At 59.5% G+C, this 23,626-nt stretch carries 37 protein-coding genes; 13 read left to right on the top strand and 24 right to left on the bottom strand.

Annotated elements, in window-relative coordinates:
• Nucleotides 1-3 precede the first annotated feature (3 nt).
• From RG836_RS00440 to RG836_RS00425, 4 genes are all read left to right on the top strand, one after another.
• Complete coding sequence (locus tag RG836_RS00440) at nucleotides 4-1,467, top strand: efflux transporter outer membrane subunit (protein WP_310842271.1); 1,464 nt, start codon at nucleotides 4-6, stop codon at nucleotides 1,465-1,467.
• A 106-nt stretch (nucleotides 1,468-1,573) separates the two neighbouring features.
• Complete coding sequence (locus RG836_RS00435; protein ID WP_310842270.1) at nucleotides 1,574-2,014, top strand: carboxymuconolactone decarboxylase family protein; 441 nt, start codon at nucleotides 1,574-1,576, stop codon at nucleotides 2,012-2,014.
• Nucleotides 2,015-2,069: 55 nt separating this feature from the next.
• On the top strand, nucleotides 2,070-2,570 hold the full coding sequence (locus RG836_RS00430; protein ID WP_310842268.1) for an RrF2 family transcriptional regulator: 501 nt from the start codon (nucleotides 2,070-2,072) through the stop codon (nucleotides 2,568-2,570).
• A gap of 35 nt (nucleotides 2,571-2,605) precedes the next feature.
• The gene (locus RG836_RS00425; RefSeq protein WP_310842267.1) at nucleotides 2,606-3,244 is read left to right on the top strand and encodes an FMN-dependent NADH-azoreductase; all 639 of its coding nucleotides are present in this window, start codon (nucleotides 2,606-2,608) and stop codon (nucleotides 3,242-3,244) included.
• A 10-nt stretch (nucleotides 3,245-3,254) separates the two neighbouring features.
• Here the strand turns inward: RG836_RS00425 and RG836_RS00420 are convergent, their stop codons facing one another.
• Nucleotides 3,255-3,920 carry a GNAT family N-acetyltransferase gene (locus tag RG836_RS00420; protein ID WP_310842266.1) on the bottom strand — a complete coding sequence of 222 codons (666 nt, stop codon included), beginning with the start codon at nucleotides 3,918-3,920 and terminating at the stop codon, nucleotides 3,255-3,257.
• 267 nt (nucleotides 3,921-4,187) lie between these two features.
• On the opposite strand from RG836_RS00420, the gene RG836_RS00415 reads away from it, so the two are divergent.
• Entirely contained in the window at nucleotides 4,188-4,319 is a 132-nt protein-coding gene (locus RG836_RS00415) for a hypothetical protein (protein ID WP_310842265.1), read from the top strand.
• A gap of 296 nt (nucleotides 4,320-4,615) precedes the next feature.
• Here the strand turns inward: RG836_RS00415 and RG836_RS00410 are convergent, their stop codons facing one another.
• The 23 genes from RG836_RS00410 to RG836_RS00300 all read right to left on the bottom strand — a co-directional run bounded on the left by RG836_RS00410 (nucleotide 4,616) and on the right by RG836_RS00300 (nucleotide 18,238).
• Complete coding sequence (locus RG836_RS00410) at nucleotides 4,616-5,665, bottom strand: tyrosine-type recombinase/integrase (protein WP_310842263.1); 1,050 nt, start codon at nucleotides 5,663-5,665, stop codon at nucleotides 4,616-4,618.
• A gap of 1 nt (nucleotide 5,666) precedes the next feature.
• On the bottom strand, nucleotides 5,667-5,909 hold the full coding sequence (locus tag RG836_RS00405) for a DUF4224 domain-containing protein (protein WP_310842262.1): 243 nt from the start codon (nucleotides 5,907-5,909) through the stop codon (nucleotides 5,667-5,669).
• A gap of 44 nt (nucleotides 5,910-5,953) precedes the next feature.
• Nucleotides 5,954-6,283 (bottom strand): hypothetical protein, encoded by a 330-nt coding sequence (locus RG836_RS00400; RefSeq protein ID WP_310842261.1) that lies wholly within the window; start codon nucleotides 6,281-6,283, stop codon nucleotides 5,954-5,956.
• A 52-nt stretch (nucleotides 6,284-6,335) separates the two neighbouring features.
• Nucleotides 6,336-6,659, bottom strand: coding sequence for a hypothetical protein (locus tag RG836_RS00395; RefSeq protein ID WP_310842259.1), 324 nt, complete (start codon nucleotides 6,657-6,659; stop codon nucleotides 6,336-6,338).
• An 85-nt stretch (nucleotides 6,660-6,744) separates the two neighbouring features.
• A complete protein-coding gene (locus RG836_RS00390; protein ID WP_310842258.1) occupies nucleotides 6,745-7,311 on the bottom strand; it encodes a hypothetical protein in 567 nt (188 codons plus the stop codon).
• Between the two features lie 74 nt (nucleotides 7,312-7,385).
• On the bottom strand, nucleotides 7,386-7,826 hold the full coding sequence (locus RG836_RS00385) for a hypothetical protein (RefSeq protein WP_310842257.1): 441 nt from the start codon (nucleotides 7,824-7,826) through the stop codon (nucleotides 7,386-7,388).
• Nucleotides 7,823-8,146 (bottom strand): hypothetical protein, encoded by a 324-nt coding sequence (locus tag RG836_RS00380; protein ID WP_310842256.1) that lies wholly within the window; start codon nucleotides 8,144-8,146, stop codon nucleotides 7,823-7,825. Before RG836_RS00380 ends, RG836_RS00385 begins: the two co-directional genes overlap by 4 nt.
• A 90-nt stretch (nucleotides 8,147-8,236) precedes the next feature.
• The gene (locus RG836_RS00375) at nucleotides 8,237-8,533 is read right to left on the bottom strand and encodes a hypothetical protein (RefSeq protein ID WP_310842255.1); all 297 of its coding nucleotides are present in this window, start codon (nucleotides 8,531-8,533) and stop codon (nucleotides 8,237-8,239) included.
• Nucleotides 8,530-9,030: a hypothetical protein gene (locus tag RG836_RS00370; RefSeq protein ID WP_310842253.1), complete on the bottom strand. Its 501-nt coding sequence runs from the start codon at nucleotides 9,028-9,030 to the stop codon at nucleotides 8,530-8,532. Before RG836_RS00370 ends, RG836_RS00375 begins: the two co-directional genes overlap by 4 nt.
• A complete protein-coding gene (locus RG836_RS00365; protein ID WP_310842251.1) occupies nucleotides 9,027-9,527 on the bottom strand; it encodes a DUF4406 domain-containing protein in 501 nt (166 codons plus the stop codon). The genes RG836_RS00370 and RG836_RS00365 overlap by 4 nt, the downstream gene beginning before the upstream one ends.
• 344 nt (nucleotides 9,528-9,871) lie before the next feature.
• Nucleotides 9,872-11,599, bottom strand: coding sequence for a DNA cytosine methyltransferase (locus RG836_RS00360; protein WP_310842250.1), 1,728 nt, complete (start codon nucleotides 11,597-11,599; stop codon nucleotides 9,872-9,874).
• A 39-nt stretch (nucleotides 11,600-11,638) separates the two neighbouring features.
• Nucleotides 11,639-12,799, bottom strand: coding sequence for an RNA-directed DNA polymerase (locus RG836_RS00355; protein ID WP_310842248.1), 1,161 nt, complete (start codon nucleotides 12,797-12,799; stop codon nucleotides 11,639-11,641).
• Nucleotides 12,800-13,011: 212 nt separating this feature from the next.
• Nucleotides 13,012-13,368 (bottom strand): four helix bundle protein, encoded by a 357-nt coding sequence (locus RG836_RS00350; protein WP_310842247.1) that lies wholly within the window; start codon nucleotides 13,366-13,368, stop codon nucleotides 13,012-13,014.
• Nucleotides 13,369-13,429: 61 nt separating this feature from the next.
• Nucleotides 13,430-13,990: an Lcl C-terminal domain-containing protein gene (locus RG836_RS00345; RefSeq protein ID WP_310842245.1), complete on the bottom strand. Its 561-nt coding sequence runs from the start codon at nucleotides 13,988-13,990 to the stop codon at nucleotides 13,430-13,432.
• Between the two features lie 15 nt (nucleotides 13,991-14,005).
• Nucleotides 14,006-14,314 (bottom strand): hypothetical protein, encoded by a 309-nt coding sequence (locus RG836_RS00340; protein ID WP_310842244.1) that lies wholly within the window; start codon nucleotides 14,312-14,314, stop codon nucleotides 14,006-14,008.
• Nucleotides 14,315-14,395: 81 nt separating this feature from the next.
• Nucleotides 14,396-14,710, bottom strand: coding sequence for a hypothetical protein (locus RG836_RS00335; protein ID WP_310842243.1), 315 nt, complete (start codon nucleotides 14,708-14,710; stop codon nucleotides 14,396-14,398).
• On the bottom strand, nucleotides 14,707-14,976 hold the full coding sequence (locus RG836_RS00330) for a hypothetical protein (RefSeq protein WP_310842242.1): 270 nt from the start codon (nucleotides 14,974-14,976) through the stop codon (nucleotides 14,707-14,709). Before RG836_RS00330 ends, RG836_RS00335 begins: the two co-directional genes overlap by 4 nt.
• Before the next feature lie 174 nt (nucleotides 14,977-15,150).
• Nucleotides 15,151-15,294, bottom strand: a complete 144-nt coding sequence (locus RG836_RS00325) for a hypothetical protein (protein ID WP_310842240.1) — start codon at nucleotides 15,292-15,294, stop codon at nucleotides 15,151-15,153.
• A 115-nt stretch (nucleotides 15,295-15,409) separates the two neighbouring features.
• Nucleotides 15,410-15,886, bottom strand: a complete 477-nt coding sequence (locus RG836_RS00320; protein WP_310842238.1) for an Lcl C-terminal domain-containing protein — start codon at nucleotides 15,884-15,886, stop codon at nucleotides 15,410-15,412.
• Between the two features lie 66 nt (nucleotides 15,887-15,952).
• The gene (locus tag RG836_RS00315; RefSeq protein WP_310842237.1) at nucleotides 15,953-16,207 is read right to left on the bottom strand and encodes a hypothetical protein; all 255 of its coding nucleotides are present in this window, start codon (nucleotides 16,205-16,207) and stop codon (nucleotides 15,953-15,955) included.
• A 16-nt stretch (nucleotides 16,208-16,223) separates the two neighbouring features.
• Entirely contained in the window at nucleotides 16,224-16,613 is a 390-nt protein-coding gene (locus RG836_RS00310; RefSeq protein ID WP_310842235.1) for a response regulator transcription factor, read from the bottom strand.
• 365 nt (nucleotides 16,614-16,978) lie between these two features.
• A complete protein-coding gene (locus RG836_RS00305) occupies nucleotides 16,979-17,230 on the bottom strand; it encodes a DUF1654 domain-containing protein (protein WP_310842233.1) in 252 nt (83 codons plus the stop codon).
• A 156-nt stretch (nucleotides 17,231-17,386) separates the two neighbouring features.
• On the bottom strand, nucleotides 17,387-18,238 hold the full coding sequence (locus tag RG836_RS00300) for a LexA family protein (RefSeq protein ID WP_409078047.1): 852 nt from the start codon (nucleotides 18,236-18,238) through the stop codon (nucleotides 17,387-17,389).
• Between the two features lie 210 nt (nucleotides 18,239-18,448).
• Here RG836_RS00300 and RG836_RS00290 point away from each other — a divergent pair, with 210 nt between their 5' ends.
• From RG836_RS00290 to RG836_RS00255, 8 genes are all read left to right on the top strand, one after another.
• Nucleotides 18,449-18,859 carry a hypothetical protein gene (locus RG836_RS00290; protein WP_310842230.1) on the top strand — a complete coding sequence of 137 codons (411 nt, stop codon included), beginning with the start codon at nucleotides 18,449-18,451 and terminating at the stop codon, nucleotides 18,857-18,859.
• A 222-nt stretch (nucleotides 18,860-19,081) separates the two neighbouring features.
• Entirely contained in the window at nucleotides 19,082-19,825 is a 744-nt protein-coding gene (locus tag RG836_RS00285) for a phage antirepressor KilAC domain-containing protein (protein WP_409078046.1), read from the top strand.
• Between the two features lie 11 nt (nucleotides 19,826-19,836).
• Nucleotides 19,837-20,619, top strand: a complete 783-nt coding sequence (locus tag RG836_RS00280) for a helix-turn-helix domain-containing protein (protein ID WP_310842308.1) — start codon at nucleotides 19,837-19,839, stop codon at nucleotides 20,617-20,619.
• The gene (locus RG836_RS00275) at nucleotides 20,616-21,314 is read left to right on the top strand and encodes a replication protein P (protein WP_310842228.1); all 699 of its coding nucleotides are present in this window, start codon (nucleotides 20,616-20,618) and stop codon (nucleotides 21,312-21,314) included. The genes RG836_RS00280 and RG836_RS00275 overlap by 4 nt, the downstream gene beginning before the upstream one ends.
• Nucleotides 21,307-21,516 carry a hypothetical protein gene (locus tag RG836_RS00270; RefSeq protein ID WP_310842226.1) on the top strand — a complete coding sequence of 70 codons (210 nt, stop codon included), beginning with the start codon at nucleotides 21,307-21,309 and terminating at the stop codon, nucleotides 21,514-21,516. Before RG836_RS00275 ends, RG836_RS00270 begins: the two co-directional genes overlap by 8 nt.
• On the top strand, nucleotides 21,507-21,809 hold the full coding sequence (locus tag RG836_RS00265) for a nuclease domain-containing protein (protein WP_310842225.1): 303 nt from the start codon (nucleotides 21,507-21,509) through the stop codon (nucleotides 21,807-21,809). The genes RG836_RS00270 and RG836_RS00265 overlap by 10 nt, the downstream gene beginning before the upstream one ends.
• A 106-nt stretch (nucleotides 21,810-21,915) precedes the next feature.
• The gene (locus RG836_RS00260) at nucleotides 21,916-22,347 is read left to right on the top strand and encodes a VRR-NUC domain-containing protein (RefSeq protein WP_310842223.1); all 432 of its coding nucleotides are present in this window, start codon (nucleotides 21,916-21,918) and stop codon (nucleotides 22,345-22,347) included.
• Nucleotides 22,344-23,624 carry a tyrosine-type recombinase/integrase gene (locus RG836_RS00255; protein WP_310842222.1) on the top strand — a complete coding sequence of 427 codons (1,281 nt, stop codon included), beginning with the start codon at nucleotides 22,344-22,346 and terminating at the stop codon, nucleotides 23,622-23,624. The genes RG836_RS00260 and RG836_RS00255 overlap by 4 nt, the downstream gene beginning before the upstream one ends.
• Nucleotides 23,625-23,626: the final 2 nt, after the last annotated feature.

The following is a 23,626-nucleotide window of genomic DNA, read 5'->3' as shown; positions in this document are numbered from 1 at the left end:
CCCATGAAGAGCAATTTATTCGCCGTCAGCCTCTTGAGTCTTTGCGTTCTGCAAGCCGGTTGTTCGCTGAGCAAACCCGCGGAGACAGTATCCGTGGAGGTCTCTGCAAACTATCGGGAAATCGCTTCGGAAAATGCAGCGCGCTGGAAAGTCGCCGTGCCGTCAGATGCCCTGAGTCGTGGGCAGTGGTGGAACGTGTTCGAGGATGACACGCTCAACGGTTTGATCATTGAGGCGAGCCAGGCCAACCCATCACTCGCGGTTGCGTTATCTCGGGTTCAGGAGGCTCGCGCGGTTGCCGGCCTGGTGGAGGCCGAGAGCAGGTTCCAACTCGGGATCGGCGCAGGGCCGACGCGACTGGGCACGGCCGACTCAACGCAGACGATGTTGCGGGCTCAGTTGAACGCGTCTTATGAGGTGGACTTGTTCGGCGGGCTCTCGGACAACACGCGGGCGGCAACGCTGGAAGTGATGGGGGAGGAGGCTGCTTATCAGTCTGTTCTTCTGGCACTTCAGTCCGATGTCGCGCACACCTATTTCAGTTTGCGCACGCTGGACAGCGAAATGGCGATCCTGGAAGACACCATCAAACTGCGGCGTGAATCTCTGGACATGGTTCAACGTCAGTTCGATGAGGGTGATCGCAGCGAGCTGGAAACGTCTCAGGCGCTGACAGAACTGGCCACCACCCAAGCGTCACTGGAAGCGGTCCGACGCGAGCGCTCGGTTAATGATCACGCACTTGCCGTGCTGCTTGGCAAACCCTCATCGAGCTTCACATTCGCCAATGCGCCTTTGGTGGCGCGCAGGGTGGATATCCCGGCGGGATTGCCATCAGAGCTTCTTGAGCGACGTCCGGACATCGCTCAGGCACAGCGCCAGTTGGCTGCCGCGAGTGCCCGGATCGGTGTGGCCAAGTCAGCGTTTTTTCCGCGTCTGGTGCTCACCGCATCGGGCGGGTTCGAGTCCAGCGATTTGAGTGATTTGTTCAGTTGGTCGAGCCGGAGTTGGCTGCTGGGGCCACTGGTCGGCACGGTGCTTAACATGCCGCTGCTCGATGGCGGTCGCAATCAGGCCAATCTGGACAAGGCAGATGCCCGTTATGAAGGCGCTGTCGCCGCTTATAAAAACCAGGTGCTGATCGGCTTCAAGGACGTCGAGGACAGCCTTAGCGCGATCCGAACGCTCAACGCTGAACTGGCCTATCAGGACCAGGCACTGGCGTCGGCCAAACGCGCAGCGGAGTTGGCCGACACACGCTACACCAACGGCTCGACCAGTTACTTCGAGAGTATTGATGCTCAGCGGACCAGTCTTGTGTCCCGGCGGCTTCAGGCTCAAGTCGCGGGTCAGCGCGCCAAAGCTTATGTCGGTTTGATCAAGGCACTGGGAGGCGGATGGAACAGTGCCGGCGGTCAGGCTACTCCTGTCGCTGCGAGCAATGTCGTGCCTCGGACCGAGGGCTAACAACGATCAGCAGGTCAATGGCCTGCTCTTCTTTTCAAGTATTGGCGGTGGTTTGCACTGGCCGTACCCCCTAGATTGGTAAACACATCTGAGATGGAGCCGAATGATGGATTCTCGACTGGATTACTACGCTGCGTCACCCCGGGCGATGAAAGCGATGATGACCCTGGAAGCGATGACTAGCACGTTAAGTATCGAAGGACCTTTGCTGCATTTGATCAAAATCCGTGCGTCTCAACTGAATCACTGTGCCTTTTGCACGGATATGCATTCGATCGACGCCCGTCGACTGGGCGAATCCGACCGTCGCCTTTACGCGGTCTCTGTCTGGCGCAGCAGTGATTTTTTTACCGCGCGGGAAAAGGCCGCACTGGCATGGACGGAGGCTCTGACTCAGTTGACCGGAAGCGATGTATCGGACGAGGTCTACAACGAACTGCGGGTCGAATTTTCTGAGGCTGAGATGGTGGACTTGACCATGGCAATTAATGCGATCAGCAGTTGGAACCGCCTCGCAGTTGGTTTCCGCCAGAAGCCGAGCAATTGATTCAATCATCTATTCAGCGTGCTGGATCAATCGGGACTGCCGGTCGGAGTGAGCTGTGGCGCATATCAGTACAGGGGTCGAGTACGGCCTTCATTGCCTGCTTTATCTGGTCGATCTGCCTAAAGGCCTGGGCCATCCGACCGTGCGCGATCTTGCGGAACTGCAGGGTGTTCCGGTCGCGTTTTTGGCCAAGATATTCACCAAGCTGGGTAAAGCGGGCCTGGTGACTGCAACAGAAGGCGCGGGAGGAGGGTGCCGGCTTGCTCGACCCGGCGAACATATCACCGTATTGGATGTGGTTCGTGCGATCGATGGCAGGAAAGCGCTTTTTAATTGCCAGGACATACGTGCGCGTTGCGCAGTGTTCGACGGCTGTCCGCCGCCTTGGGCGACGCAAGGGGCCTGCCCGATCAATTCGATTATGTACGAAGCACACAAGCGCTTGGAGGACCATCTGGCGATGTATTCCCTGGCCGACCTCGCGAGCCGAATCATCGCAAGCGCGCCGGCCGAACATCACGTCTCAGTAAGGTCCTGGCTTGATAACCGACGGTAAAAACATGATTACGGTAAACGTTGAGGAATGGGTCAATGAAACTGCTACATGTCGATGCCAGTCCCAAAGGCGGGCGTTCGAATTCTCGAGCTTTGGCGCGCTATTTCATCGCATCTCTGCAGGAACAGGGCGTCAACCTTGAGATTGATTATCTGGATTTAAGGCAGCAGCCCCCAGCTCATATCGACAGATCCTTCACCATCGCTGCGTACACGCCGGCCGCTGAACGCACCGCCGCGATGAAGCAAGCGCTGGAGCCTTCGGATGCGCTATGCCGGCGAGTGCTCGAGGCAGACGCTTTCGTGTTTGCCATGCCGATGCATAATTTTTCCTACCCTTCTGTGTTCAAGGCTTTTATCGACAACATTGTTCGCGCAGAACTGACTTACCTTGTTGATGATTCCGGGCACTACATCGGCCAACTGAGCAGGCAGAAAGCGCTGTTCATCACCACTCGCGGTACAGACATGCGTGCGGGGCAGCCGCTGTCGCACATGGACGCCCTGACTCATTCCCTCCAGTCCGCGTTTGGATTCGTCGGCGTACAGGCACCCACTTTTGTCGACGCGCAGCCAACCCAATTCGCTGCAACTATCGAGCGCGAACAAGCGTTAGCCAGAGCTCGTATTGAGTTGCTGGCTGTGGCCCGCGATTGGGTGAAACAACTGCCATAAGGATTTCTGGCTACGGGGTCTGGAGTTCAGGGTCGTTAAAGTTATTGATGGTTTCCCAGATACGCCTTACTGCTGGCGTCATGTTTTCCGGGGACGGAGTCAGAATGCGTTCCGATTGTGGAAGACTCTTGACGTACAAGACCTCGGCCACTCTCATGATTTCGTTTTCGGACTCAATGAATTCCCTGTCTCGATCGGGAATGATGCCAATGGGCCGGTAGCCAGTGCGCTCGAGCAGGTGTTGAACAGCACTGTCATGCAGCGTCGCGTACGTGTAGATGTTGGCCATGTGCTGTGACACGGCCGTGTACTCAATGAGTTCCATTACAACGACGCCCAAACCCGAACGGCGATGGGCTGGATCTACGACGCCAAGCCGACCGTAGATACTGTTCGTGTAGCAGTCGCGATCAACGCAGACCATACAAACCAGGTCATCATCTTTGCGCCCCACATAAACGACAGTGTCGCGCGTAGTTTCGTGCTTCAAGGAAACGCAGTTCAAATAATAGTCGACCTTAGCGAAGCGCGATCCATCTCCGTACCGTAAGTTGGGGTGCCAATCGAGGATTTTATGAGTCAACGGCTCGACGTCATTTCGCGAGAGCTGAGCCAGGGTATATCCCTCTTGTAGCATGGTTTTGAAACTGATCAATGTCGGGTCAGGCCATTTCATAAGGAGCTCTTGAGTTGGGCGTGGGTGGGTGAGTGACCGTGTATGGCTCACCACGACAGTAGGCCTCTGCCTATGCGAAATGTAAGTGCCAAAAAGCAGTATTACGTGTGTACCACTGCTGGGGAGTACCGAGTCGTGATCACCGCGGAGGATTTTCTGCGGACATGGGGCGTCCATGGCGCAATGTGCACGGGCGGTAAGCGTTAGAAATCTGGAACTGCCAGTCTGCACCGATGCCCAAAGAGCAACGACCAAGAGGACAAGGCCATGGCTGAAGAAAAAGAGGACGCGCCGCAGAACGATGCGCCGGATCAACCAACCCCTGTGCATTCCACAGAGGAAGAGCAGAAGCGGCTAAAGGATTTCAACAAAGACGGCATACCGCCAGGGAGCTGCTGATCAGTCGGCGGTGAGGCGCGGCCCGCGCTTGCCGTGAGGGCGGGTAGGGGCTGGCTTATCCACGGCCAGAAACGACAAAGCCCTGAATAATCAGGGCTTTGTCGTATAAAGATGGCGGAGGCGATGGGATTCGAACTCATGGACCTGTTACAGTCGACGGTTTTCAAGACCGATATAACGACGTAATCAGGCTGCGGGCAGTAGCGATTTTCCGTTCCATAACTTTCATTTTTCAGCACCTCTACAGACCTTATTCTACAAGGGGCCTGCCTTGAGTTATGGAACGGATTTTCGGGCTATTTTGATGGTTTGGCGATTGCACCGATGCGGCGGTAAACCCTCTCGGTGATGTCGCCTTTCGTGTGGCCCAGCAGCAAACTGGCTTCGCCAACATCGATGATTTCCGATGCAGCTTTTGGCCGGATGTCTCTGAACTGAAAGCCACCAATCTTCGCCGCCAACAGTTCGTCGCCGGCCTCCATTGCTGCCAGCTTCGCCTTTTCCCGGGCTATGTCCCAGCGCTTTCGCAACATCGCGGCAGTCATCCGTTTGCCGTGACGGCTCACGATCAGGTAGTTCGAAACGTGGCCGGCGTTTCGCGCGGTAATTTCGGCGATCAGCCGACCCAGGCTATTCGCCTTTCCTTCAGCGGTCAGTTGGATGCGCAGCTTCTTGTGCGTCTTGTTCTGCTGCACTCCCAAATATCCCCCCTCTGCATCATCCTTCCGCATGACCAGGACATCCGCCGGTCGCTGCCCGGTGAGGTAGGCCAGGTCCATCGCGTCTTTCAGCTCTTGAGCTGCCTTCTTGTAAACCGCATCCCAAACCACATCATTCGCGTAATAGTCCCGCGGCGTTTCCTTGTTTTTTCGAACGCCTTGGCACGGGTTCTCCTTTGTCGTCAGCCCCCACTCTCGGGCGATGTTGAACACGTGGGAGAGGGTGGCGATCTCCCTGTTCGCCCGGACCTTGGCCGACCGTGCATCACGGTACCCGGCAATCGTTGCCGGGGTGATCGAGTCGATGGGGGCGCTGTCGAACATTGGCCGGAGTTGCTTGATCTCCGCCATGTTGTCTTTTTGGGTCCGTGGCGCCTTCTTCGAGACGATGTCGCGGATGTATCGGTCGAAGATGCCCTTCATGGTGCGCAAGTCCAGGGGCTTTTCCTTGGCTTCAAGTTCAGCCCACTTGATCCTGGCTTTGTCCAAATCCTTGCCGAGCGGGATGTCCTTGCCCAGCAGGTCGCGGTAGTAATAGGCGGTCCAGACGGAGCCGTTTTTGCGTTTGCGTGAGCGTTGGTACATCCGCGGGGGGAGGTGGTGGTGCTCGGTCTTGCGGGGGCGCATATCAGTTCACTCGCGAAAAGTCAGGCGTCCATGCCGGCGTCGCCGGCGGAGGGTTCGGATCAGCGATGGAGGGCGAGATCATGCCCAGCTTCATGCGGGCGTACATCCGGCCAACAAGTGGGCGCTTGCCTCGGCTCTCTACGAATACCCACTGGCGATCCGCCAACCAGCGCCGCTGGTAGGCCCGCGCTTTGTAACCGGTGAGTTCCGCGAGCTCCTCGTCTGAGAGGATTTCAGTTTCCATAGCGATGCTCCATGCCGCGCGTGGCGGCAGAAGGTGGTGTTGGGTTAATCCATTTGGTACCAGACGCCGCAATCGACGCCTTCGGATTGCAGCGATTTGTGCATGGCCTGCACCCCGGCATAGCGCCGGTTACCCTGGCCATCAAACGGAGCGCCGAGGTGAAATGCTCGGGCGTGGTAGGTGCTGGCTGACTGCATCCAGCCATGAAGGCCGGCATCGTGGAGCGTCTTCTCGCGGAGAAGGCCGACGCGGAGATAAACCCGGTCGAGGTTCGTGCTGCCGCCGTCGTCAGGAGCAGCTGCTGCCGCTGCTTTACCGGCTTCAATGGCGCGCGCGACTGCTGCCACCACTTCTGGCAATTGCTCTTTTTTCATGGGGAACACCTCGCCCGCCGTACACCGGCAGGCTGTTGAGTTGGGGGAGGGGTTAAAGCAGGGTGCTGCCGATTTTTGCTGCAACGGCGGTGATCGCCTGGCGTAGTGCTCCGCCTCGACTCTCGTCATCCACCCAGCCGATGTTCTCTCCAAAGCCCCGGCGGTCGACGGATACGTAATGCAGGTTGGTGAACCAGGTAACGCTCAGCTGCAGGGCTACCGCCAAGCGCATCGCCTGGCAGTCATCGCTAAGCGGATGCCATTGTTCTCGACCTGAGTCTGGATCGTCGTAATAGAAAGCATCGCTCCCGCGCCGATACTCCAGATCGAATCCCATGGCCTTTGCTGAAAGCCGCAACAGCTCATGGTCATTCATCGCCACGGCCCCTTGTAGATGAGGTAGGCCATGTAGAGCGGGGAGCCTACCGTGAGAACGGGGAGCAGGGCGGGAATCAGGAAGATCATGGAGTCACCTTCTGGCCGAGCAGCACATCGCTGACGACCTCCCAGAGCTGTGCGGGCGTCCACTGGAACCGGTCGAAGTCGGTGTCTGGCTCGACGCCGACGCGGCAGGTGGAGTGCGCGCCAGATGGATACTCACCGCGCTTGGCCATGATCGTCGCCACTCGGCCATCGCCGCCGGGCTCCGTGCGGTGGTATTTGTACGCCAGGGTGTTGTAGTCGTTGCCGGCGGTGATGATGACCGTTCCGTCCGAAATGAGATCGGCGCGCCCGTCAGGCGTCCATGGCCTGCCGCCACCCGGTGTCCGTGCGCCTTCGTGCAGGTACAGCATGTACTCGCCGGCGTCATGGTGAACGATCTCAAAGCAGTGATTGACTTGCTTACCAACGATGACGCGCGAGGTGAAGTTGAAGCGGTGGTCGTGGATCGCCGAATGCTCGAAGCAGGCCCGGCGCGGCAACTCAGGGTGCCAGACGTGCAGGCGCTGATTGCCCTGGAGCTGGACCTGCACGAAGCCGAGCCCATGGAGGGTGATTTTGTCCGTCATTACGTCATCGATAATCATCCGATCACCGCCTTAATGGTCAGGGCCAATGGAAGCCAGAAAGAAGAGTAAGTTGCCGGCAACGCAGGAAAGGATCATGGCGCGGCCTGCTTGATGTGGGAGTCGACCCATTTGCGCATCCGCTGCCAACGCCGCTCCGGTGTTTCGCGGATCAGCTTGTAGCGGCCATCGGCTTGCAGCTCGTACTCACCGTCGCGCTCGTCGTTCTCGAAAACGATCTCCGCAGCCATGGCCTCGGCGATCCCAAAAGCCTGTGACACGCTTTCACGGCAATGAGAGTCGATGCTCGTCATATCCAAGCCGCGTTTGGCACCGAGAACGCCCAGCGTGCAGAACTGGCCATCGGCTTCGAGGGTGTCCGTCACCAGCCGCTTGTCAGGCATCGCGTCCATTGCATCGCGTAGTTCGACCAAGAACGCCTGGCCACGCTTCCCGTTCAGCGCTGACTTCACGGCGCCCCTCCAGCAGATCAGGCCCCATCCGCCGCAATCGTCGCTGTATCCGCTGCGGCTCATGGCGTCACCTCGCGGCGTGCCCACCAGCAGACCGGACCGTCGTCGGTGTCGTGGATGGCCAGGCAGAACCAACCTTCGCCATCCGGCCGGTCCGGCTCCCAGTAGCTGCAATCCGGATCGTGGGATTCGAAGTAGCGGTCGGCAATTTCCGGATCGGCGAACTCCAGGCTTACCATCTTCACGGTCAGGCCCTGTTCAGCAATCCAGGCTTTGCACTTGTCACCGTCACCCTCATCGAAGTCGGGCAGGTCGGGGTGCTGGAACATCCCGTTTTCATCGCGCACAACCGGCGCCGGCTGAATCAGTTTTATCGTTTCCATGGGCGAGCTCGTCCTTGCCGCTATAGCGGCTGACTTTGAAGGGGGAGGGAGTAATTTTGCGTGATGAGTACAGATGTACTCTTTGCGGAATTAGACGCCCGGGCGGCCTTTGAAGGCGAGCCAGATGTAGTGACGACCCTTGGCGGTGACCTTGATCTTGCCGATCTGCCGGTTCCAGCTGATCAGCCGCAGCTCTTCGAGGATGCTCGTCAGCGTGTGGCCTTGGTGCCAGCCGGCAAGCGCCTTGATGCAGCCTTGGGCGAGCAGTCCGCGGAAGTCATCGTGGCCGAAGTTGGTGCCCTGGAATGAGCTCTGCACCTGCTCATCAGTCACCAGGTCGGTGATGGTCCTCACGTTCGGGTCTAGCCTGTAGCTTCTGTGGGTCATGGCAGTTCGTCCCCGAAAATCAACTTGCACGGGCCGAGCCGCACTTTTGCGAGCTCTGCCACCTGTTCATCAATCCGCTGATCCGCTGCGTTCAGGCGCTGCTGCAGGGCTGCGTTCTCAGCCTGTAATCGGGTTACCACCGGCATAAATGCGTCGTAACAAGCGTTCCAAGTCCTGGTTGAGTAGATCGCGTTTTCTGATTTCCCGGAGAAAGCGACCATACGCTCCGGCATTCCTTCCAAGTCCCCGCCATCAGGCGGCACAGGGGCGGCGAACTCGACCAGCGTCGTGCTGCCTTCCTCGGGATACTCGGATGTCGCCAAGTGCAGGCCGTAAACCTCCTTGCCATCATCGTCGGTGACGGTGCCGACCCAAAGCAGGCCGTCTGAATATTCGCCGAACTGTCCATCCGCGCCGTCGCCGCAGTGGAAGTTAATGGCGCCGATTGTTTCTTTGTCCAGCAGCATGCTGGCGGGCACTAGTTTGAACTCGCTCATCCTGCAATCTCCATCGATACCAGATCATGGGCATTCACCGTCTTCATGCCGAGGCGGTGGGCGATTTGAACTTCGAGCTTGGCGCCCTCTGATCTTTCCCATCCAGGCAGCAGGGCGATCACTCCGCACAGTCCGAGACGCGTCAGGTCGTAGGCCATGTAGTCGGCCCACTGGGCGCCGGGGATAATTCCGTGGTCGGCCGGGTTCTCTACCTGGTAGCCGGCGGCGCGCAGTTGACCGGCCATGGCGTTGAAGGCGGGGTAGTTGAAGTCGGCGATGCCGGTCATTGGCCCGGCCAGGTAAACGCGATTGGCGCGGGCACCGGCGAGCGTCACGCCTGGCGCGACCACCGCGCTGATGCGGTCGACAGCCCGGTCGATTGGCGCCTGGATGAATGGGGGCGGCGGCTCATTCGCTGGCGGGGTTGTCCGCGTGACGGCCGCGATCATCCCCATCAGGGACTCGGTGACGATGGTGCGAATGTTTTCTGTGGGCATGTGGCGTCCTATTCCGGGTCATGCCCGGGCGGTGGAGGGTGGGGATTCAGCTACAGTTCATCGACAACCGAGGAGTGACGCTATGGCTTGTCCGATCTGCGGTAACGCTGAGGCAATAAAACATTCAACGTTTGCGGGAGGGCTGCGTTTCAACTGCGCCCCATGTGGCGGTTACTTTTGCATTTCTTCAACGCTCGAAACGTTGGCCATCGGCAAAGAGTTCGACATAGGCCGAACCCGAACCGTCCTTGAAATCAAAAGAGAAAAGAAGAGGCGGGAACCGCTTGATCCGAACCGGCCTCAGGATCTGGAGCCGACTCTTACCTCTGATGACCAAGATCTGCTCATTCATCCGGGTTGATCTGACGAAGAATGCGGCGGCCGATCCAGCGAACGACGGTGACCGCCTTGCTGTTGCCGATCGCCTTGTAGCGCGGCCCGTCCGGGCATTCACTGGCGGGCTTCCCGCGCCACGGGATCAGCGTGTAGTCGTCGGGCATGCCCTGAAGGCGTTCGCACTCGCGGGGGATCAATCGGCGAACACTACTCGTTGAGATCAGCGCCTCGCTTCCGCCGCCGGCGTCACCGTGAGAGGCTCGAAGAGATGGTAGGCCCGGGCTGTAATCGCTGATTCCGCGTAGAACTGAGACGATTGGTTGCCCGCGCCCGGTGCCGTCCTCGCTGCCATCGAATCCATCGGCCTTTAGCGTGTGGGTGATATCGCCAGTTATGCACACGGCGACCTGGCCGCCGGCGTTGGCGTGGCTTCCTGCATGGTTCATGGCGCGCAGCGTCGGCGCGATTGCACCAGCGTCCGCTCCGTGATCCTTGCAGGAGAAGGCGAGAACCGCATTCTCCTGGCCGTTGTTACGGCCAAGTGCGAAAGCAGTGGTGCTGCTGACGCCCGGGTCCTGCGTGCCGTGAACCACCAGCAAGCCTGACTCCGCGTCCTGCTGAGTGGCGCTGCCGGCCGCCTTACCATTCGCGTTGAGCGTACCGGCCACGACGAAGGCTTCCGAGTCGGCGCGATGACTGCTCTGTGATTGAGCGCGAAGCGACGGCGCAACCGCAAGGAAGTGTCCAGCCGCTGCGCCGTCAGGTCGACCGCCAGCGCCACCGCTGTAAGCGTGGCTGGTAAGTGCGCCGATCACGTCCGGCTGAACAAAAAACGTCTCGCTTTCCATATCAAGCCGGCTGTCTTTGGCGGTCAACGTCGCCGAGCGCTCAACCGATCCTTCAAGGCTGTGGCCACCGAAAGCCGGTATGCCGCCGAACATCGACACCGCCGGCCCTTCGTCGCCCTCGCAGTTCATGCAGCCGTACGGTCCGAGTTCTTCCGCGAAGACGTGCCCACATCCACACTGGAGCGCAGGGCCGAAAGGAGCTGTTCCGGTAACGTCTTGCCCCTCGCCTCGGCGCGGCGCAGTATCCCGGCGCACGCCTTCTCGCTCAAAAAGTACCTCGGTGGGATCGAATCCGTCTCGAGCACTTGCGACAACGAACACACGGCGGCGTCGTTGGGCCAGGCCGAAATATTGGGCGTCCAGGACCCGCCACGCGATTGTTCTTTTGGGTCCATACACACAACCAGCGTCTGGCCACCTTTTCCCTGAAGGCTGCAGCTCGCAGTCTTCCCCAGCAAGCGCGCCAAGAAAGCATCCGAAGGCGTTCCCTTTGTCGCTGAGGACACCGGGGACGTTTTCCCAGACGACGACACAGGCAGGCTCTCGGCGGCTGGCGCGAACATAGTCAGTTGCATCTGCGAGCTCCACGTATTTAATGGTGAGGGCGCCACGCGGGTCGAGCAGACCCTGGCGCATGCCGGCAACGCTGAATGCCTGGCACGGGGTTCCGCCGACAAGCACGTCCGGCGCGGCGATCTTTCCGGCAAGGACCAGGGCCCCGAGCTTCGTCATGTCGCCGAGGTTCGGCGTGTTCGGGTAATGATGGGCGAGCACCGCGCTGGGAAAGGTTTCAATCTCGGCGAACCAGGTCGCGCGCATCCCTAGCGGCTTCCATGCAAGCGTTGCCGCCTCGATGCCAGAGCAGACCGAGCCGTAAGTGATTTCCATAGGGGATCCTCGCCGGCTGGCGTGATTCGTAGAAGTGGGTTATTTCTTCGGGTAAGTCTTGGTCAGCGCCGCGTTGACGCTGTTGCCGCGCAGCAGCACCACTCTGGCGAGCGCTGCTCGGTCGGTCTCGCTGTGGCTGGCTTGACTGAGCAGGCCGAAGTAGCTGTTGGCGGTTTCTCGCAGATCCTCGGCGGGCGCCACGGCTGTTCGCTTCAGCGCCTGGGCCAGTGACCGCTTGCGAGTGGTGCGGCGCCAAGGCTTGATGACGTGGCCAACGAAGTCGATGCCGCGATCCACCGGCTGCAGGATGGTCTTCGACGGGTTCAGCTTGGCGCCCAGGCGCGGCAGGAATGCTTCGACCTTGGCCAGCCAGGCGTTCAACTGCTGCGGCGATTCATGCAGGAAGAGGAAGTCATCGACGTAGCGGACGTAGTGCTTGGCGCCGAGCTGGTGTTTGGCGAACTGGTCCAGGGCGTCTAGGTAGACGTTGGCGAAGAACTGCGACGACAGGTTGCCGATCGGCAACCCGAGGTGAGCCGGTTGCGCGGTGAGGCGTTTGTGCTGTGGCACCCGGTTGAACAGATGTGCCGGGCTGCGCACCTCGTAATCTTCGCGCGGGTCGTGCATCAGGATCTGCTCGGCAAGGGCCAACCACCAGGGTTCGGCGATCTTCTTGGCCAACTGCTGGCGCAGCACCTGCTTGTCGATCGCGACGAAGAAATTCGCCAGGTCGCATTTCAGGTAGAACACAGGCTTCGACCAGTTCTGGCTGGCGCTGCGGATCTTCGCTTCGAGGCGGGTTGCGGCGTACAGCGTGCCTCGCCCTGGGATACAGGCGCAACTGTCCGCTATGAAGCTCGCGTAGAAGCGCGGTGCCACACGGTTGTAAAGCAGGTGGTGGACGACGCGATCCCGGAATGCTGCTGCCCACACCTCGCGGGCTTTGGGGCGGGTAACCACGAAACATATGGATCGGCCTGGCCGGTAGGTGCCGGCAAGCAGGTCGTCGTGAAGCGCTACCAGGTTGCGCTCCAGGTCCATTTCGAAGGCCAGCGCGCTGGCGCTGTTGCGCTTCGTGCGACGGCAGTCGTAATAGGCCTGAACAATGTCGCTGAACGGGTAGGGGCCAACAGTCGAATCTGCGGACGGGGCGGACGCGGAGCTCGTTGTTCTTGTCGTTGTTGTTCTGATTGCCATCATCGAAGTTCATGTTGAATGCGTTGTTGGCGGAGCGCTGCGACCTGTCGTGCTATCTACGTCGCCGAGCCGAAGGCAAAGCCGATCAGCAAGGAAACTGCGCGAGACCTGCCCGGACGCTTTAGACCGGCGGTATCTCTGATGCGCATGGCGGTGGCCCAGGGGGCCAGCGGCACGACCAGATTCAATTCGCACAGACCAGAAAGCCTTGGCTCTCAGGTAGCGGGCGCGGTTGGGGTGGAGCGTTTCCAGGCTGACGCCTGTTTTCCGATTGAGGTGGTGACCTCTATCGCGCCGGCGTGCTGCCCGACGCTGATGAACCGGCTTTCCTTGAAAAGACGCATCAGGAACTCAATGACCTGGACCTTCTCGACAAGCTGGGTCAGGTGCGGACGCTTGTCCGTGGTCGAGTTTGCCCGAGCAATCAGCAACAGCACGTCGATGCACTCATCGATGACGCGCTTGCCGAGCGACTGTTTTAAGTCCCGCGGGATGTTCCGGGTCAGGTTCGTGGCGATCTGGAGCAGGCCAAGCGAAGCCTTGTAAATCTGCAAGTCCGTGTGCATTGCCATTCGGCGCGCTCTCCAAGAGCAACCGGCCCGAGAGCCGGATCAAGAACGAATAATTGAAGGATCAAATGAAGAATCTGCGGACGGGGCGGACGCGGAGCTCGCTGTACTTGCCGAGGCTGTTCTGACCGCCATCAACGAAGTCCATGTAGAATGCGTGGTCGGCGGAGCGCTGCGAACTCGACCAGTAAGCTCCCTCGGTAATCAGGTCATGCGCCCATGCCTGGTAGAGTTGCGCGGCCGCTGGCAGGTCGAAGTCTTCATGGCCGTCAGCGGTGTATTCCCGCGCCTTCTCGGCAGCAGGGTGGCCACCTTCGGCAATCAACGCATCCGTGTTCGCTTTGCCATCCCACTTGCTGGTGGCGTTCGACTCTTCTTTGTAGCGGCCCCACTTGTGCTCGCCCAGGTCTTTGTCGGCGAAGATCAGGTAGTGCCCCGGGATATCACCGCGGGCCGGGACGAAGCCACCATTGATGCCGCCTTGCCCCGGCCAGTATTCGCCTATCGCCGGAGTGCTAACCGGGACGATCGAGTGAACGGTTGCAAAGCCTGCAGGCGCCGGGGATGGCTCAGGGCCGAAGAAATTAACTGTCAGGTTGTTGATGGTGACGGGTGATGCCTTCATGGGAAGTCCTCAGGGTTATGCTTCTGTGCCGGTCTTGGCGAACTGCTCAAGCTGTCGCGACTGCTTTTCGGTGATTACGATTTCGGGTCGCGACATGGACGCGAACCGTGCGGAGTCTTCGGCGGGTGCGGCCGCGAGGTTTAGCAGGAAGGTCGATACAGTCTCCTGCCATTCCTCGAAGTCGTGGCGCTCGCCCAGCACCTGAAGCGCATCAGCGAGCGCTTTCGACACAATCAGAGTGCGCTTCTCGGCGCCGATCCGATCCAGCAGGGCTCGCTCCTTGGCGCGCTTGTCCTTCTGAATATCCGCATTGCTCTTGGCCATGACCTGCCTCTTCGATGCCGTGGGCTGGCAGATCCAGCCATGTCTGTCGGCGGCGCTGACGCCCCCGGTTGTTGAGCCGCTTCACGCCGGGCCCGGGAACTTGATGTTGTTCTCGCGAGCAATAAGCCTGGCGCGCTTCGATTCCATGCCCATTTCCTTGGCTGCCTGGATCACCGTCATGCCGTCGGCGGCCAACTCCTTGAGTCTCGGGGCCTGCTTGTTGCGTTCGATTCGCAGCTTATTGCTGTGTGATGTGCCGAACGCGCCGTCCTTCTCACCGCTGACGCCGGCGGCGACTTCCTCAACCTCGCGGCCGGAGCTGAAGTACTGCTCCAGCTTTTGGTTAAGTTCTGAGAGGATCGAGTCCCGCGGGTTGGGCATTGGCACGCCGATCACTGCGCACCTCCAGGGAGGCGGTTGGCCTTGTCTTCGAACTGCATGGCGATGTCCATCGCCGCCTTGTAGTTCCAGCGGAAGGCTTTGGTCTTTCCGCTGGACAGGTCGACGACGTGATACGCCTCGCCTACTGCCTTCACTTGGTAGCGAACCTTCTTCGGTGGCATGACCTGGTCAACGCGACTGAAGAACTCGATCCGCGCGGCGTGGGTTTTTTGAAGCAACACACCGAGTTCGTCGATGCGCTCTTGAAATGATGGATGCATGGCAGATGCCTCGGTGTGGGTTGCGTTTATTCGTCAGCGCTCGTCCGATCTGCTGGTTGCCGTTGGGCGCAGGGGAGAGTGCTGACGAATAAAAACAGGAAAAAAGAAAGGCCCACTGGACAGGAGGGCCTTTCACAGATGCAGCAGTCTGATTTGAGATTTTTGGCGGGACGATCAGCGCCAGAACGCTGTTGCCCCGATGGTCGTTCGCCAAGGCCCGCGGATGTAGCGCAGTGGATCGCCTGACACGCTCGAAAGCCCTGAAGTTTCTGGCCTCTCAAAGCTCAGCGCGGCACCGATCAGAATGATCTGGAGCATGTTGCTCTCCGGTGGATTTATGCAGGCGGCCGGCACTGCCCGGCGCGTGTCTGGTTTGGCCGCTCGTACCTGAGAAGCCCCGGGACTCGCCTAATGAAAAGCAATAAACGAAGGATTAAATAGGCAATCTGCGGACGGGGCGGACGCGGAGCTCGCCGTCCTTGACGCCGTAGCTCTGAGTGCCATCACCGAAGTGCATGTGGAATGCGTAGTTGGCGGAGCGCTGCGAACTCGACCAGACCCACCCATCATTCTTGCCGTTCAGGTTCAGCCAGATTTCGTACAGCTCGGCGACGGCCGGCAGATAAAAGTCGTTGTGACCATCTGCCTCGTGTTCGTAGGCCGCTTTCGCTGCCGGGTACTCATCATCTGATTCGATCAGCACCAAAGTGTTGGTGAAGCCGTCGATAAGGCCGGTGACCGGCGCCTCTTCGGCATACGGCCCCCACTCGAAGCGGCCCAACTCGGCGCCGAGAATCATGCGGTAGGCCGGGGCATCGCCGCGGGCCGGCATCACGCCGGCGTAGATACCACCTTCGCCAGGCCAAACTTCGCCCAGGGCCGGCACTTGAAATTTTTCTGCAGTATTCATGGTGTGTCCTTGTCGGTTGTCATCCCACTGCACCCTGTCTCCAAGGTGCAGCAGTGATGCTGTCCGTCAACGGCGTGGAGGCATGTCGCGTTGAGGGCCGCCAGGTGCAGGACCTGCGACCTCTGCCGGGGTTACCCCTGGACCGAGAATCTTGATTCGCCCTTCGTCGAACCATTCCGATTTCTGGACTTCGTTAAGGTCTTTCCGGATTGGCGGCGAGAGGCAGTACTGATCACAGCCCGTGATGTATTGCGTCCGGCCTACGATCGTCCCGTAGAACCCGGTGATCTTGTCTTCTGCTTTCTGTCCAAGTTCGATCATGATTTTTCCTTTGTAGTTATGCCGCTTCGAGCGTTTCGGAGCGGCGGGTGATCCGGACCTGGGCGATCCGCACCGAAGGTGGTCGGCGGTCGCGGCGAGCGGGTTCGACTGACTGAACGTTGGCCACTGCGTTCATGGTCAGCAGCGCGACCAAGGCGAAGCACAGCGGCGAGATGATCTGCCTGCGCATCGCTTCGGCTACCAGCGCAGCCCGGCGGGTTACGCCGAGTTTGTACATGGCGTTGGTGAGGCGCTTGGCGACGGTCGCCGGCGAGATGCCGGCCTCTCTGGCGATTTCCTTCGCCGTCAGCCCTACGGCAACGAACAAAAGAAATTGAAGTTCTCGCGGTGCCAGGCCACGCCCGAGGTAGCCCTTCCATGTGCCGTTGACGATTTCGGATTGCATCGTGGTGACTCCCGGTAGTTTTCCCAATGCACCCGGCCAACCAGGTGCATCAGTGAAAATTTCCGTCCTATTGCCGCCGGAGGGGCGGGGCGCACTGCTTGCCGGGTCATTCACACGGTTCTGGCGTTTCACCATCGGGCAGCCGTACAAGGTTTTCCCTGTCGTTGGCAGGCTTTCGGGCCTGTCTGCTCGCCGGTCGCCGGTAGAGGCAATGCGGTCTGTTGGTTATTGCGCTGACTGTTAAAGAGCGGAGCCGGTTATGTGTCGGCATGGGCAAAATATAGGCGTACACATATTCTCTGTCAATGGGTAAACCCATAAGTTTTTCTCCAGGCGATAAAAAGCCCGCACAATGCGGGCTCTCTTCACATGTCGATGTACTTTTTCCAGCCAATCCTCACGCTACCTTCCTCAAGTCGCTCAACCGTGATCCCATCGGTTTCATCGAATTCTTGTAATACCCGTTCCCAGGCTTCGGGTGACTCGGTTTCTCGCCTGAGAATGGTGACTGCTTGGAGCTTTTGTACGCTTGGGTCGGAAACCATATGCTGGATCCTACGGCCTACCTGCTCGTAGGAATTTGGGACAAAAGTGATGCTACTGGTGCTGGTGCTCATACTGTTCCTCCTTGTTATTGCTGTATGGATAGACAGTATTTGATACTGGGCAAAACGGCAATGCCGAAGGAGTACATTTGTACTCTTTCGAATGCCAGCCCAAAAAAAACCCGCTAAATGCGGGCTTTCAAAGTGAGCTGACGGTCGCGGTGGGCGCTAGAGTTTCCCTGACATCCGCACGGCCACACCAATGATTCGGCAGTGCTCATCGCACTCGACCATTTTGTAAGCAGGGTTCAACGGCTTCAGATATCGGATGCCACCGTCTTCTACCAACTTCTTGAATGTTGCCTCATTGCTTGCTGGAAGCTTAGCAATTACAAGCTTTCCTGGCTGTACGTCCGCTTCTGTGTCCACCAGGATCATCATTCCTTCCGGCACGCTGGTGCCGTTCGGAGCTGTCATCGAATCGCCTTTCACTTCAAGCCAGAAGGCCGGCCCCTTTGAGTCGTAATCAGAAATTTCGTACTTGTCAGAGAAACCATCCGGATAGGGTTGAACTGCCTCCTCCCACGAGCCTGCGGACACCCAGCTGATAACCGGATAGCGGTAGAGCATCTCTAGCTGGACCACGTCCTTGATGTTCGATTGCTCAGCGTCTGACGTAACCATTGGTCCCGTCCCGCTTTCAATCCAGATAGCCGAAACACCACACGCCTTCGCGATGGAGGCGTTATAGGAAGATCGCTGTGAGCGGCCTCTCTCGAGATCCGAGATCGATGCCTGGTCAATGCCAACAGCCTTCGCCAATTGAGCCTGAGTTAGGCCTGCGTGGCGACGCGCTGCTTTGATTCGTTCTTTATATTCCATCACTCGATTATTACTGGTGCGCCCATACCGTTGCAAAGTGGTATGCCCATGAACTACGATATGGGTATTCACATACGAAGGGGCAGCATGATGACCATCTTTAAAGACCTCGTTGCCTTCTTCGGGACGCAAGAGGTCACCGCCGAGAAGCTCAGGGTCGATCAAAGCACGGTTTCTGGCTGGGTCCGGGGTAAGCACGGGATGTCTCCTGTCATTGCCAAGCGGGCCGAAGATCTGACCGGTGGGGCGTTCAAGAAAGAAGATCTTTGCCCCGCATTTCCATGGGCCGAAATGGTGGCCTGAAGCGATTTCGCTTCTGTTTCGTTGGGCCAATTATCCGGGGCCGAGCGAACAAAGAGCAGAACACCGGATTGGCTGTGAATTTAACCAGTGCTTGAGAGGTGAGCGATGGATCAGCAAAACGAAGGGAAGGTGGTGGTCGGCGGGATCGACGTCCGGGCAGACGGTTACGTGCTCGCCATCTACGAAGCTGAGCGTCTGGAGGCGCAGGCGAAGGCGCTGTATGCGAAGGCTGAAACCTTGCGCGGACAGCGCCGGGTAACCGTTTTGATCTCGTCAGACCTCGGCGGGCCTGGTGGGTATGGTTTTCTCGCGCGCCTCGACGGACGAGTTGTTTCTACGGGCCCGGCTCAATCCGCAGAGGAGGCATGCCAGATCGCTTATCACTTCATTCAGGGTTATCAACCACCACTTCGCCTTCCGCCGTTCGGTGCACGTGTGGATCAAACACTGCCTGGAATCGTGGAGGGTTTTGAAGAGATTGTCGGAAATGAACAAAGCGCAGCCCCGAGAAACTGATTTCTGCGCCTTCCGGTAGATCGCTCAGTTCCTTCAGCAGCTTCTCTCGACTGATCGTTGGAATTCGTTCGTTTGTCATGTCCGGCCTCCAAGGCCTTTTCTTTGGGAAGCAAAAAGCTACCACGGATGCGCCGGACACCTACAACGCCTGAATCGCAGGCACAAAAAAGCCGGTGGCTAGACCGGCTTCTTCAACAACTTGTAAAGCAATGTGGGGCCATTATGAACACCAACACCGCTCCAGGCAATACCCACCATATCGCGACACTTTTTCGCGAATCTCATAACGTGTCGCAACACACCATGTCATCGCGCGAGATTGCCGACCTGACCGGCAGTACGCACGACAACGTGCTGAAAACCATTCGATCCTTGGTTGCCAAGGGTGTCGTTTCTTCAAACGACACCCCCTACGTCCACCCGCAGAACGGTCAGGTCTACCGCGAGTTCCTGCTTTCCCAGCGCGACACCCTGGTGGTGGTCTCCGGCTACAGCGTCGAACTGCGCGCCCGGATCATTGATCGGTGGCAAGAACTGGAGGCGAGGGCGGATCAGTTCCAGATCCCGGCCACCTACGCCGAGGCACTGCAAGCGGCTGCTGATCAGGCGAAGGAAAACCAGTCCCTACGCCTGGTGATCCTGGACCAGGCGCCCAAGGTTGCCGCCATCAAACGTCTCGCATCAGCCGGCGGCGCAATCTGCATCAGCGATGCCGCCAAACAGTTGCAGGTCCCCCCATCCAGGCTTTTCCAGTGGATGGAGAAGAACCGGTGGATATTTCACCGCGGCGGGTCCAAGCGCTGGACCGCCTACCAACCCCGAATCACCTCCGGCTATCTCGTCCACAAGGTCACGGCGCTGAACAGCGATCCGGAGACCGGTGCAGACCGTGCCGCCTTCCAGCCTCTCGTAACGCCGAAAGGCCTTGCCTATCTGGCCGAAAAGAATATCGGAGCCTCGCTGTGAGCGTTCAAGCAATGTCCTGGGCGCTCTCCTTGCCCACCCAATCGCTCAAAGATTCAAGCGCGCGCCATGTGCTGCTGTGCCTTGCCAACTACGCCGGCTCGAACGGTGCTGGCGCATTTCCATCGGCTTCAACCCTTGCCCAAGACACCGGCCTGTCTGAGCGCACCGTTCGTTACAAGCTGGACGACCTGGAGAAGTCCGGACTGATCCAGAAAGGCAATCAGGCGATCGCCGCCGTGCACATCGACCGTCATGACCGCCGCCCAGTGGTTTACGACCTCCAACTATCGCGGGGTGCAAATCCTGCACCCCGTACAAAACGGGGTGCAGATGACGTAACGGGGTGCAACTCACAACAGAACGGGGTGCAGCCTGGAACAGAACGGGGTGCAGAGGCTGCACCCAATCCATCACTTAACCATCAGGGAACCGAAGAGCAGCAGCGCGAGATTGATGACTTGATCGCTCGGCAAGACCAGACCGCCATCGAGGAATTGGATCACCGCCAGCGCTTCGCCATGTTTGCCGAGTGGGAGTTCCCGGAAAGCTACATGAATACCCAGCTGAAGATTGCCGGCCTACCTGCTGAGTCCATCACCGATGAGTTGCTGGCTGGCTTTAAAGGTTTCTTCGTCGCCAAGTCTTCGACTGTCGACACTGCGGCGGGCTGGTGTTTTCGGCTGGCCAACTGGATCAAGCGTGATCGCGTGAAGTCTGCTGGCGCAGCTTCTGCTGACGCCTCAGACGAGTTCGATGATGACTGCACCGCGTGGATGAAGGAGGGCTCCAAATGAAAACGGTATCCATGGTAGCGGCCCAGGCCATGACCAAGGTTCGCCACGGCGATTTCATCGAGTCTGACTCCGAGGTCACCGCTCAGGAACAGAAGGACCTGGCTCACGAGACGGGCAAGGTGATCAACCAGTTGTTCCGTCAACTGCGTTCAATCCGGACGGCCTGGCACCAAGCGTGGCCCGACGCCAAGGCCTACAAGGAGTCGAAAGCCATGTGGCTCAAGGCGTTCATCGAGAACGGCATCTGCACCCAGGAGCAGATCGATATCGGCCTCATGCGTTGCCGCGCCGAGCCATCCGACTTCATTCCGAGCGTCGGCAAATTCATCAAGGGCTGCGTGCCTTCGCCCGAAATGCTCAAGCCACCACTGCCGAGTGTTGAGGCTGCCTACAAGCAGGCGCTGCGCAATTGTCACCCCACCATGCACGGCGTGGCCAAGTGGTTCCACCCGGCTGTCTACCACGCCACCGCTGCGGCGGGTTTCAACAGCCTGCCGCTGCTCAGTCGTGAGCTGGGGTTGATCAGTTTCGAAAAACGCTACTTGGAGCAGGTACGCAAGGTTTGGATGGGTGAGCAGCTTGGCCCTGTGCCTGTTGCCGAGCTCGCCGCGCCTTCGGCGCGCACACCGGAAGTTGGCAATCAGGCGCTGGCCGAGTTACGGGCCATGCGTGCGCGAGGTGGCGCCCGTGGCTAATCCGCACCTTGCCCCGACTGACCCGGCCGCCTATCGCTTCGCGGTGCACTGCTGCGGCTACAAGTGGGAGCTGACCGACAAGCCTGATCGCGCGGTAGCACTGTTCGAGCACTCATCGGCCGCCCTGAAGTTCGGCCAGGCAATGTGGCCGTCGACCTTCGAAGTCATCAACGTCACCACGGGGGAGCGGGTATGCGCGTGACGTCGAAGAAACTCCGGGCCTCGGCCAACGGCCAGGACTGCACCGTGCGCCTGCCGGACGTCTGCAACTTCAACTCGGCCACCACCGTGCTTGCGCATCTGCCGTGCGGCCAGAAAGGCATCGGCATGAAGGGCTTCGACACCGTCGCGGTTTACGCCTGCAGCGCCTGCCACGACGTGATCGACGGCCGCGGCGCCGGCGACGTGGACTGGCAGGACATGCCGCGTGCGATCGCCGAAACACATGAGGCCCTGATCCGGGCCGGAATACTTACCGTAAAGGGGGCTGCATGATCGACCCAATGACTTTGCTAGTCCTGATGATCCTGGCTTGCTGGGTGCTGCGCGAGGTCTGCGGCCTGGTGGACCGCCGCCACCGGCGGGCGCGGGGTGAGCGCCCATGATTCCGGCCGAAATGAAACTGTTCAAGGCAAAGCCCGTCCGCGCCAAGCGCGTCGACCGCGAGGGCCTCGAACAGGCCGCGCTGATCACCGAGATCCGGATCCGACTGCCTGAGGTTGCCGAACTGATCTACCACGTCCCGAACGGTGGGCACCGGCTGAAGAAGGTCGCGGCCGAGCTCAAGGGGCAGGGCGTCTCCGCCGGCGTTCCCGACCTGGTGCTGGCCATGGCCCGCGGCGGGTATTTCGGTCTGTACATCGAGTTCAAGGCGACCCCACCGAATGCCGCCGCGGTCTCGGACAGCCAGCAGAAGTGGATGCGCAAGCTGAATGAGCAGGGCTATCTCGCCGTCGTGTGCCGTGGGCACTTCGATGCGATGGAGCAGATCCGCGCCTACCTGCGCCTCAAGCCTACCTTGGTGGCCGTATGACAACCGCTGCGGTGAAAATCACCGAGGCCGAAATCAAGCGCCAGGCCGCAGGGACCGTCCAGGACGTGCGCGACCTCGAAAACAAGGGCCTATACCTGCGCTTCAATAAGGCCCGCACCGGTGGTTCGTGGTACCTGGTGTTGAAAGGCGAGTGGAACCATATCGGTACCTTCCCCGAGCTGACGCACAAGCAGGTGGTCACGGCGCTTCCGTCGATTCGACTGCGGCTGGCAGCGGGCGAGGGCGCGAGCCTGTCGAAATGGGACGCCGTCGGGGAGCTGTTGGACTGGTTCGCTGATCGCATGTCGCGCGATCGCAATCTGTCATCCAAGCGCAAGAACACCGGCGCCTCGATCATCAAGTGCCACCTGAAGCCACGTCTCGGCGAACTGCCGCTGATCGGCATCGACAAGGCAGCGCTCGACACCATGCTGATGTGGCCGCTGCAGGAGACGGTTTCCATCGACTACGTGCGTTCGGCGTTCCAACTGCTGGCCCTGGCATTCCGGCAAGCGGCCAAGCTGGGGATGATCACGTCCAACCCGATGGCGGCGATCCGGTTCAACGACTTCTCCAAGGCAAAGGTCGGCATCAAGCCGTCCAGGTTGCGGGGCGTTCAGTTGGAAGGCCTGCTCGGGCAACTGGCGCAGGCAATGACCACCGCGCCGCTGGATTCGATGCTCGCGCTGATGATGCTTTGCCACGGCACGCGGATCGGGGAAACCCGCATGGCCCGCTGGTCGCACATCAGCCTGGCCGAACGGGAATGGTTCATCCCGGCCGAGCACACGAAAACCGGTGTCGAGCATCACCTGCCCCTGACCGAGCAGGTGTGCACGCTGCTGACCCAATACCGCGAAGGCCAGTACGCCCGAGGGTATGACGGCCAGTGCCTGTTCCCGGCGCGCAATGGCAAGGCGCTGGGCGAGGCTCAGGGCTGCGCCGTGTTCCGGAGGCTGGGGCAGGGCGAGTGGACCAGTCACGACCTGCGCAAGGTGGCCCGCACTGGCTGGGCAGACCTCGGCATCGATCACCTGATTGGTGAGCTGCTGATCAATCACGCGATGGGCCACAACGTGAAGGTGTACATCCAGTCGGACGTGATGAGCCGCAAGCGCGATGCCCTCGAACAGTGGCACGCGCACCTAGATCAGAAAGGCCTTGCAGTGATTCACGGATTGACCGGCTTTAGATTTGAAGATTCTGGTAATTCGCTGCAAGCCGCACAGAACAAGGCCTGCGAGGCCAATCAATATTCAACCATAGGCGAGGTTTAAAA

The sequence above is a fragment of the Pseudomonas rhizozeae genome (genome assembly GCF_031583775.1).
Taxonomy (GTDB): Bacteria; Pseudomonadota; Gammaproteobacteria; order Pseudomonadales; family Pseudomonadaceae; genus Aquipseudomonas.
Note: the sequence above shows the minus strand (reverse complement) of the source record. Positions and strands in the feature narration are given on the sequence as shown.